This window comes from Streptomyces desertarenae (assembly GCF_042681365.1).
Taxonomy (GTDB): Bacteria; Actinomycetota; Actinomycetes; order Streptomycetales; family Streptomycetaceae; genus Streptomyces; species Streptomyces desertarenae.
Window position 1 is genome coordinate 364,053 of the sequence record NZ_JBHUFU010000002.1, and the last position, 12,356, is coordinate 376,408.

At 76.2% G+C, this 12,356-nt stretch carries 12 protein-coding genes; 4 read left to right on the forward strand and 8 right to left on the reverse strand.

Going from position 1 to position 12,356, the window contains the following annotated elements:
• Window positions 1-36: 36 nt before the first annotated feature.
• Complete coding sequence (locus ACFSJS_RS05800) at window positions 37-1,392, reverse strand: PP2C family protein-serine/threonine phosphatase (protein ID WP_380897430.1); 1,356 nt, start codon at window positions 1,390-1,392, stop codon at window positions 37-39.
• Window positions 1,393-1,677: 285 nt separating this feature from the next.
• On the opposite strand from ACFSJS_RS05800, the gene ACFSJS_RS05805 reads away from it, so the two are divergent.
• Window positions 1,678-2,358, forward strand: a complete 681-nt coding sequence (locus tag ACFSJS_RS05805) for an enoyl-CoA hydratase-related protein (protein ID WP_380897432.1) — start codon at window positions 1,678-1,680, stop codon at window positions 2,356-2,358.
• Window positions 2,359-2,386: 28 nt separating this feature from the next.
• Here ACFSJS_RS05805 and ACFSJS_RS05810 read toward each other — a convergent pair whose 3' ends face one another.
• Entirely contained in the window at window positions 2,387-2,731 is a 345-nt protein-coding gene (locus tag ACFSJS_RS05810) for a MerR family transcriptional regulator (protein WP_380897434.1), read from the reverse strand.
• A 142-nt stretch (window positions 2,732-2,873) separates the two neighbouring features.
• On the opposite strand from ACFSJS_RS05810, the gene ACFSJS_RS05815 reads away from it, so the two are divergent.
• The gene (locus ACFSJS_RS05815) at window positions 2,874-3,677 is read left to right on the forward strand and encodes an aminotransferase class IV family protein (protein WP_380897436.1); all 804 of its coding nucleotides are present in this window, start codon (window positions 2,874-2,876) and stop codon (window positions 3,675-3,677) included.
• Between the two features lie 221 nt (window positions 3,678-3,898).
• Here the strand turns inward: ACFSJS_RS05815 and ACFSJS_RS05820 are convergent, their stop codons facing one another.
• From ACFSJS_RS05820 to ACFSJS_RS05835, 4 genes are all read right to left on the reverse strand, one after another.
• Window positions 3,899-4,969 carry a serine hydrolase domain-containing protein gene (locus ACFSJS_RS05820; protein ID WP_380897437.1) on the reverse strand — a complete coding sequence of 357 codons (1,071 nt, stop codon included), beginning with the start codon at window positions 4,967-4,969 and terminating at the stop codon, window positions 3,899-3,901.
• A 5-nt stretch (window positions 4,970-4,974) separates the two neighbouring features.
• Entirely contained in the window at window positions 4,975-5,913 is a 939-nt protein-coding gene (locus ACFSJS_RS05825; RefSeq protein WP_380897439.1) for a DUF6895 family protein, read from the reverse strand.
• On the reverse strand, window positions 5,910-6,761 hold the full coding sequence (locus tag ACFSJS_RS05830) for a hypothetical protein (protein WP_380897441.1): 852 nt from the start codon (window positions 6,759-6,761) through the stop codon (window positions 5,910-5,912). The genes ACFSJS_RS05825 and ACFSJS_RS05830 overlap by 4 nt, the downstream gene beginning before the upstream one ends.
• Window positions 6,762-6,867: 106 nt before the next feature.
• Window positions 6,868-7,053, reverse strand: a complete 186-nt coding sequence (locus tag ACFSJS_RS05835; RefSeq protein WP_380897443.1) for a hypothetical protein — start codon at window positions 7,051-7,053, stop codon at window positions 6,868-6,870.
• A gap of 545 nt (window positions 7,054-7,598) precedes the next feature.
• Between ACFSJS_RS05835 and ACFSJS_RS05840 the strand changes: the two genes are divergently transcribed.
• Window positions 7,599-8,318 (forward strand): SRPBCC family protein, encoded by a 720-nt coding sequence (locus ACFSJS_RS05840; protein ID WP_380897445.1) that lies wholly within the window; start codon window positions 7,599-7,601, stop codon window positions 8,316-8,318.
• 121 nt (window positions 8,319-8,439) lie between these two features.
• Here ACFSJS_RS05840 and mreB read toward each other — a convergent pair whose 3' ends face one another.
• Both mreB and ACFSJS_RS05850 read right to left on the reverse strand, forming a co-directional pair.
• On the reverse strand, window positions 8,440-9,468 hold the full coding sequence (gene mreB / locus ACFSJS_RS05845) for a rod shape-determining protein MreB (RefSeq protein WP_380897447.1): 1,029 nt from the start codon (window positions 9,466-9,468) through the stop codon (window positions 8,440-8,442).
• Between the two features lie 168 nt (window positions 9,469-9,636).
• Window positions 9,637-11,559, reverse strand: coding sequence for an ABC transporter ATP-binding protein (locus ACFSJS_RS05850; protein ID WP_380897449.1), 1,923 nt, complete (start codon window positions 11,557-11,559; stop codon window positions 9,637-9,639).
• Between the two features lie 252 nt (window positions 11,560-11,811).
• Between ACFSJS_RS05850 and ACFSJS_RS05855 the strand changes: the two genes are divergently transcribed.
• Window positions 11,812-12,174 (forward strand): ArsR/SmtB family transcription factor, encoded by a 363-nt coding sequence (locus ACFSJS_RS05855; protein WP_380897451.1) that lies wholly within the window; start codon window positions 11,812-11,814, stop codon window positions 12,172-12,174.
• The last annotated feature ends 182 nt before the right edge of the window (window positions 12,175-12,356 follow it).

The window sequence follows — 12,356 nt, forward strand, 5'->3', positions numbered from 1 at the left end:
CGCGGTGCGACCCGGCGGCGGCCCCGGCGGCCGGGGTCAGGGCGCGGGGGAGCCGCCGGGGACGCGCAGGACGAGGACGGCCAGGTCGTCGTGGCCGTCGCTGGGATGGTGGTCGGCCAGGATCCGGCACAGCCTCTCCGGCGGCTCCCCCGCGTGGGCGACGGCGACCCGGGCCGTCTCGTCCAGGCACGCGTCGATGGGCCGGGCCGGGTGCTCCACCAGGCCGTCGGTGAAGAGCACCACGGTGGAGCCGCCCGGCAGCGGCCGGGAGTGGTCGGGCCGGGGCTGCGCGGGGTCGACGCCGAGAGGGATGCCGGGGTCGGCGTACAGGTACTCCGCGCGGCGGTCCGGGGTGAGCACCAGCGGCGGCAGGTGCCCCGCGGCGCTCCAGCGGATCGACCACTCCCGGCCCCTCGGCTCGATCCGGGCCAGGCAGGCGGTGGCGACGGAGCTGCCGGCGACCGCCTGCAGGGTGCGGTCGAGCTTGGCCAGGACCAGGGCGGGCGGGGTGCGCCGGTCGTAGAGCAGCGCGCGGAGCATGTTGCGGGTCTGGGCCATGGTGGCCGCGGCCTTCAGGTCGTGGCCGACGACGTCCCCGATGACGGCCGCGCACGCCTTGTCGGGCAGCAGGATGGCGTCGTACCAGTCGCCGCCGAGCTGTCCGGGGACGGTGGCGGGACGGTAGACGGCGGCGCCCTCGAAGGGGTGCAGGTCGGGCAGCCGCGGCAGCAGCAGCCGCTGGAAGGTCTCGGCACCGGAGCGGACCCGCTCGTACAGCCGGGCGTTCTCGACGGCCACGCCGGCCGCGCCCGCCAGCGCCACGGCGATGTCCTCGTCCTGGGAGTCGAAGGGCCGCCCGTCGCGCCGGTCCGTCAGGTACAGGTCGCCGTAGATCTGGCCGCGGACGCCGATCGCGACGCCGAGCAGGGTGCGCATCGGGGGGTGGCCGGGCGGGAAGCCCGAGGACTGGGGGTGGGAGGAGATGCCCTCCACCCGCAGCGGTTCGGGGTGGCGGATCAGGTGCCCGAGCAGCCCGTGGCCGCGGGGGAGGTCGGCGTCCGCGAGCGCGGCCTCCTCCTCCCGGCTGAGTCCCACGGGGATGAACCGGGCCAGCTTGTCGCCGTTCTCGTCCAGCACGCCGAGCGCGCCGTAGCGGGCGTCGACCAGCTCCATCGCCGTGGTGACGATGCGGTGCAGCACCACGGGCAGCTCCAGTTCCCGGCTGATCGCCATGACCGCGTCCAGCAGGCCCCGCAACCGCTCCTGGGCGAGGGTCAGGGTGTGGAGCTGCTCGTGGATCCGGTCGAGCTCGGTGCGCAGGTCCGGGGGCGGGCCGCCGGGCCGCGGACCGCCCCGGTGCGGCGGCTCCTCCCGCTGTGGCCCCTGCTCCATCGGATCTCCTCGTCGTGCCGCTCGCGTGCCGGCCGGCCCGGACCGGGTGCCTCCGGGCCGCTCCCGACGGCACGGGGGGCCGGCTCCCTCCCGGCGGTGGCGCCCACGGCACTCATGCTAAGTCCGTTTTGCCCTGTAGGTGCATCTTGGTGCGGCGGCGCCGGAGGTGGGCGGCGAAGGGCTGGGTAGTATGCCGCCCATATGGTTACTGGCCGGTAGTTTCTCGTCCGCGGGTGTGGCGTCCGTGGCGGGCGGCCGGTCCCGCGACGGCCCGAAGGAGCAGCGATGCCCACGCTCGACCGCCTCGACGACGTCTTCGTCCTCGATCTCGGGGACACCGAGAACCGCTTCCACCCGGACTGGCTGGCCTCGGTCGACGGCCTCCTGGACGAGGTAGAGAACGCCGGGGGAGCCCGCGCCCTGGTGACGGCGGCCACCGGCAAGTTCTTCTCCAACGGCCTCGACCTCGAATGGCTCATGGCCCACACCGACCGGGCCGCCGAGTACGCGGCGAGCGTCCAGGAGCTCTTCGCCCGGGTGCTGACCATGCCGCTGATCACCGTGGCCGCCCTCCAGGGCCACACCTTCGCGGCCGGCGCGATGCTCTCCCTGGCCCACGACTTCCGCGTGATGCGGGCTGACCGGGGCTTCTGGTGCCTGCCCGAGGCCGACATCCACATCCCCTTCACCCCCGGCATGTCCGCCCTCATCCAGGCCCGCCTGACCCCGCAGACCGCCCACGAGGCCATGACCACCGCCCGCCGCTACGGCGGTGCCGACGCCCTCGCCGCCGGGATCGTCGACCGCGCGGTGGAGGAGGGCGCCGTCCGCGACACCGCGCTGGAGATCGCCCGCTCCCTGACCGCCAAGGCGGGCCCGACCCTGGGCACGATCAAGGCCCGGATGTACGGCCCGGCCGTCGAGGCGCTGCGCGCGAAGGAGATTCCGCTCGGCTTCGGCGGCTGAGCCCCGCGGCCCGGACCGCGACGCCCTCTCAGGACCGCGCCAGGTAGGCGGCGAGGGCGTCGCGGCTGCGCCTCAGCTCGCCGATGCGCCTGTCCAGGGCCGCCAGCTCCGCCTCCAGGGCGGTCCGCAGCTCCGCGCACCAGTCGAAACCCGGCCCCTCGCCCCGGGCGCACGGCAGCACCGAGCGGATCACCCCGGTGGGCAGGCCCGCGTCCAGCAGGGCACGGATCTGCCGCACGGTGACCACCGAGTCCTCGTCGTAGTCGCGGTAGCCGTTCGGACCGCGCCGGGGTTCGAGCAGCCCCTGCTCCTCGTAGTACCGCAGCAGCCGCGCGCTGACCCCGGTGCGCCGCGACAGTTCCCCGATCAGCATCCGTCCCGCCCTGTGTGGGAGTTGACCTTCACATGGGTGTGAGGCCCTAGCGTCGGTTCCGCGAGCGGGCCCCGGGGCGCGGACCCACCGGACGCGCCGGGCCCGCCGCGCCGTCCACCCGAACCCGTATCCGGAGTGCAGCATGGTCTCTTTCGTCGCCCACCGCAACGGCCGGACGGCGTCCGCCGGGGAACTGGCGCCGCTCGCCTTCGCGGGGTACGCCCACTTCACCGCCGCGCAGGTGCGCGGCGGCCGCATCCGGGGGCTCGACCTCCACCTGGAGCGGCTGCGGTCCGCCTCGGTGGAGCTGTTCGGCCGGGCCCTGCCCGACGACCGGGTGCGCTCCCACCTGCGGGCGGCACTGGAAGCCGGCCCGGCCGACCTGTCGCTGACGGTCACGATGTACCCGGCGGCGGGCGAGTTCACCGCAGGGGAACCCGGCGCGGAACCGGAGGTGCTGGTCCGCACCGGGCCGCCCGCGTCCGGCCCGGACGGTCCGCTGGCCCTGGCGGTGGTCGAGCACGAGCGGTTCCTGCCGGGCGTGAAGTGCGTCGGCGAACCGGCCAAGACGTACTTCCTCCGCCGCTCCGCCGAGCAGGGCTTCGACGACGCCGCCTTCGTGGACCGCCGGGGCCGGATCGGCGAGGCGACGATCTGGAACCTGGCCTTCTGGGACGGCTCGGCGGTGGTGTGGCCCGAGGCCGAGGTGCTGAGCGGGGTGACGATGGGCATCCTCCGCCGGCAGCTGGACCGCCTCGGCGTCCCCCAGCGCGTCCGGGAGGTCACCCTCGCCGACCTGCCGGGGCTGGCCGGGGGCGTGGTCATGAACTCGTGGACGCCGGGTGTGGCGGTGCGCCGGATCGGTCCGGCGGTCCTGCCCGAGGCGCCGGACTTCGTGGACCTGCTGCACCGGGCCTACCGCGCCGAACCGCCCACCGCGCCGTGAACCCCACCGCGCCGTGAGCCCCGCCCCGTCCGGGCCCCGGCCCCGGACGGGGTCCCTCGACGAGGCGGCGCGGTTCCCGGCCACCGCGGCGAGGCCGCCCGGCCGGTGGCCGAACCCCCTCACGGTGGAGGAGCTGCGGCCGGTGCGGGACCACTGCGCCGCCCGGTTGCCCGCGGCGGTCCCCCGCATCGCCGGGCGGCCGTTCCGGGCGCCGGCGGGGGTCAGCGGGTGGGGAGTTCGGCCGTCAGGTCGCGCAGCACGCGGTGGGCGGTGCGGATGAAGGTGCCCCGCACGGTGGGCGTGGTGCTGGCCACCGCCGCCAGGGCGGTGCGGGCCGCGGGGCTGAAGCCGACGAACGAGGTGAAGCCGCGCGTGCCGCCCGAGTGGAACAGCAGCTCGAAGGTCCCGCCGTCGTGCGCCCGGTAGGTGCGCGCCTTCCACACCAGGCACACGCGGTCGCCGCCGGGGGCCACCGCCCGGGGCAGGAGGACCTCGCGCAGCGCGGTGCGCAGGGAGTCGCCGAGCTCCGGGGGCGGGCAGAGCAGCGCCTCCAGGTAGCGCTTCAGGTCGCGGGCGCTGGAGCGCAGCGCGCCGGCTCCCGGCAGGCCGGGGATCAGCCAGGGCGGGCGGGGGCGCCCGCGCAGGTGGCCGGTGGCCTGGGGGAGGGTGGGGTCGCAGGTGGTGTCGGCCAGCCCCATCGGCTCCAGCACCCGGGCGGCGAGCAGGTCCTCGTAGGAGGTGCCCGCCACGCCGGCCAGCAGGTGGCCCAGCAGCCCGACCCCGAAGTTGGAGTAGCGGACGCGGGTGCCGGGCGGGCGGCGCACGCGGGTGTGGCCGAGCGCGCGCAGCAGGTGCTCGGCGGTGAAGGCCCCGTAGGGGTTGGTGTACCAGCGGGGCAGCGCGGTCGGCAGCAGCCCCGGCGGCAGCGCGGGCAGCCCGGCGGTGTGGGTGGCCAGGTGGGCGAAGGTGATCCGGTCGCCGTGGCCCTCGGGCACGGCGGCCGGCGGGAGGTGCGCGGCGACGGGGTCGTCGAGGCGGACCTCGCCGCGGGCCGCCATCTCGGCCAGCAGCAGGGCGGTGAACGTCTTGGTGACCGAGCCGAGTTCGAAGCGGGTCGCGGCGCCCGCCCCCCGGCACAGCGTTCCCGAGTCGTCCGCGCGCAGCGCCACGACCGCCGCCGCGGGGGCGTCCGCGGCGGCGGCGACCGTCTCCAGGGGGAGGGAGAGGGCCGTCTCCTGCGCCGGCCCGGGAGTGGGCTCCGGTCCCGGCCGGGGGTCCGTCGCGGCGTCCACCCGGCTCACCGGCCGCCGGCGCGCGAGAGCGCCAGGGTGCCCGCGACGACCGCGACGATCGCGGTGTGGTGGTGCTCCCGGAACCGCTGGGCGGCGTCGCCCTCCACCGGCTTGCCGTCCCGGGGGACCAGCCCGTCCTCGTGCTGCACGGAGGCCAGCTCCTCCCACAGGCCCGCGTCGGAGTACGGCTCGCGCAGACAGCTTCCGACGATCATCAGCTCGGCGACGAGGTCCCACTCCTGGATCTCCCGCCACACGTCCAGCCAGACCGGCAGCCACAGCCGGAGGTACTCCTCGACGTGCTCCGGCAGGCCGCCGGGGCGCCCGCCCCAGTCGGTGAGGTGGAAGACGGAGTGCGTCACGCAGTACGCCGTCAGCCAGTCGATCGCCCACGGCTCCGGTGTGCTGCCGAGCCAGGTGTCGTCGGCGAGCCGCCGCCAGTCGACGCCGTCGCCGAGTCCGACCAGGTGCGCGGCGTTGGCGACGGCCAGCCGGCGGTTGGGGAGCTGCTCGGCGGCGCGGGGGGAGGCCAGCGACCGCAGGTGGGCGACGAGGGCGTCCATGCGCCGGTGCCGGTAGCCGGCGCGGACGAAGTGCGCGTACAGCTCCAGCGGGTCGGTCATCATCGTGTGGCGCAGCTGGCGTTCATAGAGCATGTCGCCGCCGCGCAGCTCCCACCAGGCGAAGTCCAGCAGTTCGCGGGCCGCCTTCGCCTCCTTCTCCGACGCCAGGCCCTCGCGCAGCACCAGGGAGGCGGCCAGGGCCATCTCGCCCAGCGGCTTGTAGACGCTGTCGGGGTCGGCCAGCTCGGCGGTGGTGCCGGGCGGCAGCGTGCCCAGCTCGCAGTGGCGGCGCAGCCAGCCGAGCGCCCGGGTGGCCAGCCGGTGCGCCGAGTGGGACACGGGTGCGGGAACCCGTGCCGCGGTCGTGGGGAACGTGTTCATGCGGTGGGCCCTCCCGGCCTCTCCGGGGTGTCGGGTGCGTCCGGTGCGCCGGGTCCGGCGGGCGGTCCGGGGACGCCCGGGGCCCCGGGCACGTCCGCCAGGCGGCGGGCGACCTCGGTGTCCAGCGCGGTGCGGGCGTCGCTGCCGCCGTGCAGCTCGATGTGGCGGACCACGGCCGCCACGTCCAGCGCGGGCCGGTCCCCCCGGTGCACGGCGAGGGCGAGCCAGCGCACCAGGCGGGCCGCGGTCGGGTGGTCGCGGCGCAGCATCGCCCGGCCGGTGCCCCGGGCCAGGTCGCGGGTTCGGCGCAGTGCGGCGGCGTGGACCGGGCCGTCGACGCCGGGCAGGGCGAGGGGGGAGAGCTGCGCCATGCGCAGGGACCAGGCCCGCCAGGCGCCGTCCGCTCCTCCCGGTCCCGGGCCGGGGCGCGGCTCCGGGGCCGTCAGGCCGCGGTCGCCGGCCGCCGGCCGCGCGGGGACGCCGAGGGCGGCCGGCAGGTCCTCCGGTGAGCCGCCGGTGTACCGGGCGAGGAGGTGCGCGGTCGTCCGGTCGCGCCAGACCGCCTCGGGTGCGGCGTCGGGAGCGGGCGGGAAGACCCGGAAGGACTCGGTCACCGCCTGGACGTCGTCGGGGCCGAAGGGTGCGCCGGCCAGCAGCGCGGGGGCGAACACGTCGGGCCCCAGCACCCGTACGGCGGCCAGTGCCGCCTTGGGGTCCGGAGCCTGCTCCACCTGGCGGGCCACCACCACCGCGTCCCCGGCACCCCGCAGGGCGCCGAGGACGCGGCCGGCCAGACTCTCCACCGCCGCGGCGTACTCCGTGCGCGGTGAGGCGTCCGGGTTCGGCATCAGTGACCTACCTCTCTGGTTCGGTCTGTCATGCTATGCCGTTTCTATCTTTTCTTTTGATATATGTGCGTTTTGTCGCGTGCCGCCGCCTGGGCGGCGGCACGGCTCACTTCTCCTTGGGGTCCTTGGGGGAGAGCAGGATCAGCGCGAGCAGGAGCCCGGCCGCCTCCGGGGCCCACACGGGAGCGCCGCTGACCGGCTCCTCGCGCGGACCCATCAGGTCGGCGACCGCGTCGCGCTCGGCCGGAGCGGCCGGGGTGAGGCTGGTGGTCTTCGTCGCGAACGTGAGCATCTGATTCCTCCTCGGTGTGATGCTCTGTACCTTCACCGCTCCTACGAGCGGCGTCGGCCTCGACGTTACGAAGGACTGCTCAAACGCGCATGTGGTCGTTTGATCGCGGTTGCGAATATCCGTTCCCTGTGCGTCCTCCGTTCCGGGCCCGCTGACCGTGCGCGACGCCCCCCGGGGCCCGCCGGTCCGTCCGGTTCGGGGGACGGAACGGCCGCCCCTGATTCACCCGTTCGGCGGAGGCGGGGAGAGGCAGGCGGGCGGCGCCGGGTCGCCGGGACGGCGGCGGGCGGAGCGGCGGACCGGCCCCGCCCCCGGAGGCCCCGCGGCCGGGGCGGGACCGCGGCGGAACGGCGCCGCCCGCTCCGTCCGGCGCGACCCGCCGGCGGTGCGTCCGCGGACCCGGCGGTAACCCGAACGGAGTCCGAGCGCAGGACAGCGCGGGCGGGCGGCCGGAGCCTGGCTGTGTAGGGGTAGGCCCGGACGGGACGAGGGCGCCCGGCCGGTCGCACGACCGCGGCCGGTGCCCTGCTCGCAGGAGGTGCCGGATGCCGCAGGTGCGGGTGTACGTGTCCATACCGCTGCCGGTCGAGGAGGTGTTCGGGTACCTGGCCGACGGGTGCAACCTGGCCGCCTGGCACTCGGGGGCGATGTCGGTGCGCCCGGCGTGGCCGGGCGGCCCCGGCGGGGAGGGGGGTGACGGGGAGGGCGGGGGGCCCGGGGCGGTGTACCGCTACCGCTTCCCGGGGCGCCGCCGCGAGTGCGTGCTGCGCCGGGTGGTCCACGAGCCCCCCTCCCGGGTGAGCTTCGCCGGGCAGCGCATGTGGACGCCGCTGGGCTGCCAGGTGCCCCGGTTCGACTTCCGGCTGTGGCCCTGGGAGGGCGGCGGCTGCCGGGTGGAGGTGGGGGTGGACTGCTCCCTGGGCGGTGCGATGCTGCTGCTGTGGCCGGTGGTGGCCTTCGGCTGGCGGCGCGATCTCCCGGCGGACGCGCGGGCGCTGTACGAGCGGCTGGCCGGCGCGGGCGGGCAGGAGGAGGCGCAGGCCGCCGTGACCGAGGCGCGGCGGACGGCCGGCGGTGGCCCGACCGGACGGGACCCGCAGCGGTCCCCCGCCGGGGCGGCGGGGCCGGGCACCGGGCCCGGCATCGGCACCGAGCCCGGTTTCGGCACCGTCGAGCCCGCCTGGCGGCGGGCCGCCCCGGCGCCGGAACCGGCCCGTCCGTCCCGGCCGGTGCGCCGCTTCCGACTCCCGGCCCTGCACGGCTGACCCGGCAGCCCCCGCACCGGTCCGCCGGCGACGGCCCCCTACCACCGCGGCGGGCCGGCGCGGGGCACCCGCGGAGTGCGCGGGGGCCGGCGCCGCGCGCCGGCCGGCCGGGGACGGTCCGTCAGCGGTTGAGCGGGTCGCGGTGGAGCAGCCGCACCCGTCCCTCCAGCATCGCGCCCAGCCCCTCCACCGCGCAGACGGCGGGCTGCTCGGCGACGTGCACCGGCATCCCGGTGGCCTGGCGCAGCATCGAGTCCAGCCCCGGCAGCAGCGCGCTGCCGCCGACCAGCATGACCCCCCGGTCCGCGAGGTCGGCGACCAGGTCCGGCTGGCACTGGCGCAGCACGCCGCGGATGGCGTCCACCATCGCGGTCAGCGGGGGCCGGATGGCGGCGCGCACGCTCTCGGTGTCCACGCACACCGTGCGGAACAGCCCGGTGGACACGTCCCGGCCGTACACCTCGGCCTCGGACTGCTCGGGCGGCGCCACGGAGAGCGCCAGGTGGAGGGGGTGGACGGCCTGGTGGGGGAGCATCAGCTCGTGCTGGTTGCGCAGGTGCTGGACGACGGCCCGGTCGATGATCTCGCCGCCCACGGGAACGGTCTCGGCGGCGACGATCGAACCCAGCGAGAGGACCGCGACGTGGGAGCTGGACGCTCCGCACATCACGATCATCGTGGCCTCGGGCTCCTCCACCGGCAGCCCGGAGCCCACGGCGGCGGCGATGAGGCTGTCCACCAGCTCCACCCGCCGCGCCCCCATGCCGGTGAGCGTCTCGACGGCGGCGCGCTGGACGAGCGGCTCGGCGTCGTGCGGCACGCACACGGCGGCGCGCAGCATCGGCTTGCGCCGCCAGGCCCGGCGGATGCGGTCGCCGATCAGGGCGCGCAGCATCCGCCGGGCCATGTCGATGTCGACCACCGTCCCGTTGGAGACCGGGCGGACGACCCGGATGTGGTCGGGGGTGCGGCCCACCATCCGCTCGGCCGGGGCGCCGACCGCGATCAGGGCGCCGGAGCGGGTGTTGACGGCGACCGCGGACGGGGCGTCCACGATGACGCCGAACCGTTTGAGGTAGACCCGGGTCCTGGCCGCGCCGAGGTCGACGGCTACGGTACAGCGGCGCAGTTGCTCAAGGCTGACGGTCACAGCGGCATCTCCCCGTGGTGGCGTGGTCGGACCGCCGGAGAGACGGCCCCGATCCTCATGGTGGGGGCCGCGCCGCGCCCCCGCGCGCTGGACTGATCCGGACGGGCGAGACGGCGGCCCGCGGCCGGACGCCCGAGTTCCGTTCCGTTCCGGGAAGATGATGGCCGGTCAGGAGCTGCCGGCCGGTTCGGACGCCCTGCTGACGGCCTCTCCGGCCGCCCCGCCGCCCTCCCCGCCGCCGAACTGGGTGCGGTGCAGTTCCAGGTACCGGCCGCCCGCCGCCAGCAGCTCCTCGTGGGTGCCGCGCTCGACGATCCGGCCGTCCTCGACGACCAGGATCAGGTCGGCGGCCCGGACCGTGGAGAGCCGGTGGGCGATCACCACGGAGGTGCGGCCGCGCAGCGCCTCGGCCAGCGCCTCCTGGACGGCGGCCTCGGAGGTGGTGTCCAGGTGGGCGGTGGCCTCGTCCAGGACCACCACCTCCGGCCGGGCCAGCAGCAGCCGCGCGATGGTCAGCCGCTGGCGCTCGCCGCCGGAGAGGCGGTAGCCGCGCTCGCCGACGACCGTGTCCAGCCCGTCGGGCAGGGAGGCGATCAGCCGGTCCAGCCGGGCCCGGCGCAGCACGTCCCACAGCTCCTCCTCGCCGGCGTCGGGGCGGGCGAACAGCAGGTTGGCGCGGATCGACTCGTGGAAGAGGTGGCCGTCCTGGGTCACCATGCCGAGCGTGGCCCGCAGGGAGCGGAAGGTCAGGTCCCGTACGTCGACGCCGCCGATCCGCACCGCGCCGCCGTCCACGTCGTACAGCCGCGGCAGCAGCTGGGCGATGGTGGACTTGCCCGCGCCGGAGGAGCCGACCAGCGCCACCATCTGCCCGGGTTCGGCGCGGAAGGACACCCCGTGCAGCACCTGTTCGCCGCCGCGGGAGTCGAGGACGGCGACCTCCTCCAGGGAGGCCAGGGAGACCTTCTCGGCCGACGGGTAGGCAAAGTCCACGCCGTCGAACTCGACCGGGACCGGGCCGTCGGGCACCGCGCGGGCGCCGGGCCGCTCCTCGATCAGGGGCTTGAGGTCCAGCACCTCGAAGACCCGCTGGAAGCTGACCAGCGCGCCCATCACCTCCACCCGCGCCCCGGCCAGCGCGGTCAGCGGGGCGTAGAGCCGGGTGAGCAGCAGGGCCAGGGACACCACCGCGCCGGCGTCCAGGCTCCCGCGCAGCGCGAACCAGCCGCCCAGTCCGTAGACCAGGGCGAGCGCCAGGGCGGAGACGGCGGTCAGGGAGGTGATGAAGACGTGCTGGACCATGGCGGTGCGCACCCCGATGTCGCGGACGCGCCGGGCCCGCACCGCGAACTCCCCCGACTCCTCCTCGGGGCGCCCGAAGAGCTTGACCAGGGTGGCGCCGGGCGCGGAGAAGCGCTCGGTCATCTGCGTGCCCATGGCCGCGTTGTGGGCGGCGGCCTCCCGCGAGAGCCGGGCCAGCCGGGCGCCCATCCGCCGCGCGGGCAGCAGGAAGACCGGCAGCAGCACCAGGGCGAGCAGAGTGACCTGCCAGGAGAGCCGCACCATCACCACCAGCGTCAGCAGCAGCGTGACGGTGTTGCCCACCACCGAGGAGAGGGTGTTGCTGAAGGCGCGCTGGGCGCCGATGACGTCGTTGTTCAACCTGCTGACCAGCGCACCGGTGCGGGTGCGGGTGAAGAAGGCGATCGGCATCCGCTGGACGTGGTCGAAGACGGCCGTGCGCAACCGGAGGATCAGGTCCTCGCCGATCCGCGCCGACAGCCACCGCGTCAGCAGCCCGAGCGCCGCCTCGGCCACCGCGATGGCCGCGATCAGGGCGGCCAGCCGTCCGACCGTCCCGGCCGCCGCGCCGCCGACGATCGCGTCGACGACCCGGCCCGCGAGCAGCGGGGTGGCCACGGCCAGCACCGCCGAGGCCGTGCTGAGCAGCAGGAAGAGCGCCAGACGGCGCCGGTGGGGGCGGGCGAAGCCCGCGATGCGGCGCAGGACGGCCCGGGAGAAGGGCGGCTGCTCCTGTGGTGCGTGGCGCGTCTGGTACAGCGCGTGCCAGGCGGTGGTCTCCATGTTCACGGGGGCTCCTCGGGTCCGGTGGTCGCGGTGTGGACGCTATGAGCTCAAGCCGGCTTGAGGTCAAGGGCGGGCCGGAGCGGCGCACGGCCCGTTCAGCCCGCGGGACAGGGTTCCGCTGGGGGTGTCCGCCGGGGGATCATTCGGGGGACCACCGACACCGAAGCGGACTGGGAGCGGCCCGGCGCCGCGGCCCGACGGCACCGGCCTCCCCCACTCCGCGACCCACCGACCATGGGCTTGCCTGGGGGAAACATGACTGCCATCGGCGTACCCGAGGAGCGGCTCCGCGAGGACCGGCTCTTCTCCGCGCTGGCCAATCCGACGCGGCGGGAGGTGCTGCGGCTGCTCCGGGTGGAGGGGCCGCAGTCCGTGCAGCGGCTGGCCGACCACTTCGACATGCGGCGGCCGAGCCTCTCGGAGCACCTGAAGGTGCTGCGGGAGGCCGGACTCGTCAGCGAGCGCCGCAAGGGGCGGGAGAGGCACTACCGGCTGGAGGCCGGACCGCTCAGCGAGGTGCGGGACTGGCTCGGGCCCTACGAGCGGTTCTGGCCCGAGGCGGTGGAGGACCTGCACGGCCTGCCGGACCACGGGGAGGCCGGTGGCGCCGGTGCGTGAGCGGCGGGGTGCCGCACGCGCGGCCCGGTGACGGCGGGCGGCCCGGCGGAAGCCGCCGGGGCGCCCGCTCCGCGGGGCCCGCGGTCCCGCGCCGGGCGCGGGGCGACCGGCTCCCGACACGTTGTCATGACCCTGTGACGCGTTGTCGTGCACGTGCATCGGCACGTGCATCCGCACGTGAA

Excerpts from the sequence above, each read along its gene's own strand:
- ACFSJS_RS05800 (WP_380897430.1), bottom strand. The coding sequence starts at position 1,392 with ATGGAGCAGGGGCCACAGCGGGAGGAGCCGCCGCACCGGGGCGGTCCG.
- ACFSJS_RS05805 (WP_380897432.1), top strand. The coding sequence starts at position 1,678 with ATGCCCACGCTCGACCGCCTCGACGACGTCTTCGTCCTCGATCTCGGG.
- ACFSJS_RS05810 (WP_380897434.1), bottom strand. The coding sequence starts at position 2,731 with ATGCTGATCGGGGAACTGTCGCGGCGCACCGGGGTCAGCGCGCGGCTG.
- ACFSJS_RS05815 (WP_380897436.1), top strand. The coding sequence starts at position 2,874 with ATGGTCTCTTTCGTCGCCCACCGCAACGGCCGGACGGCGTCCGCCGGG.
- ACFSJS_RS05825 (WP_380897439.1), bottom strand. The coding sequence starts at position 5,913 with ATGAACACGTTCCCCACGACCGCGGCACGGGTTCCCGCACCCGTGTCC.
- ACFSJS_RS05830 (WP_380897441.1), bottom strand. The coding sequence starts at position 6,761 with ATGCCGAACCCGGACGCCTCACCGCGCACGGAGTACGCCGCGGCGGTG.
- ACFSJS_RS05835 (WP_380897443.1), bottom strand. The coding sequence starts at position 7,053 with ATGCTCACGTTCGCGACGAAGACCACCAGCCTCACCCCGGCCGCTCCG.
- ACFSJS_RS05840 (WP_380897445.1), top strand. The coding sequence starts at position 7,599 with ATGCCGCAGGTGCGGGTGTACGTGTCCATACCGCTGCCGGTCGAGGAG.
- ACFSJS_RS05855 (WP_380897451.1), top strand. The coding sequence starts at position 11,812 with ATGACTGCCATCGGCGTACCCGAGGAGCGGCTCCGCGAGGACCGGCTC.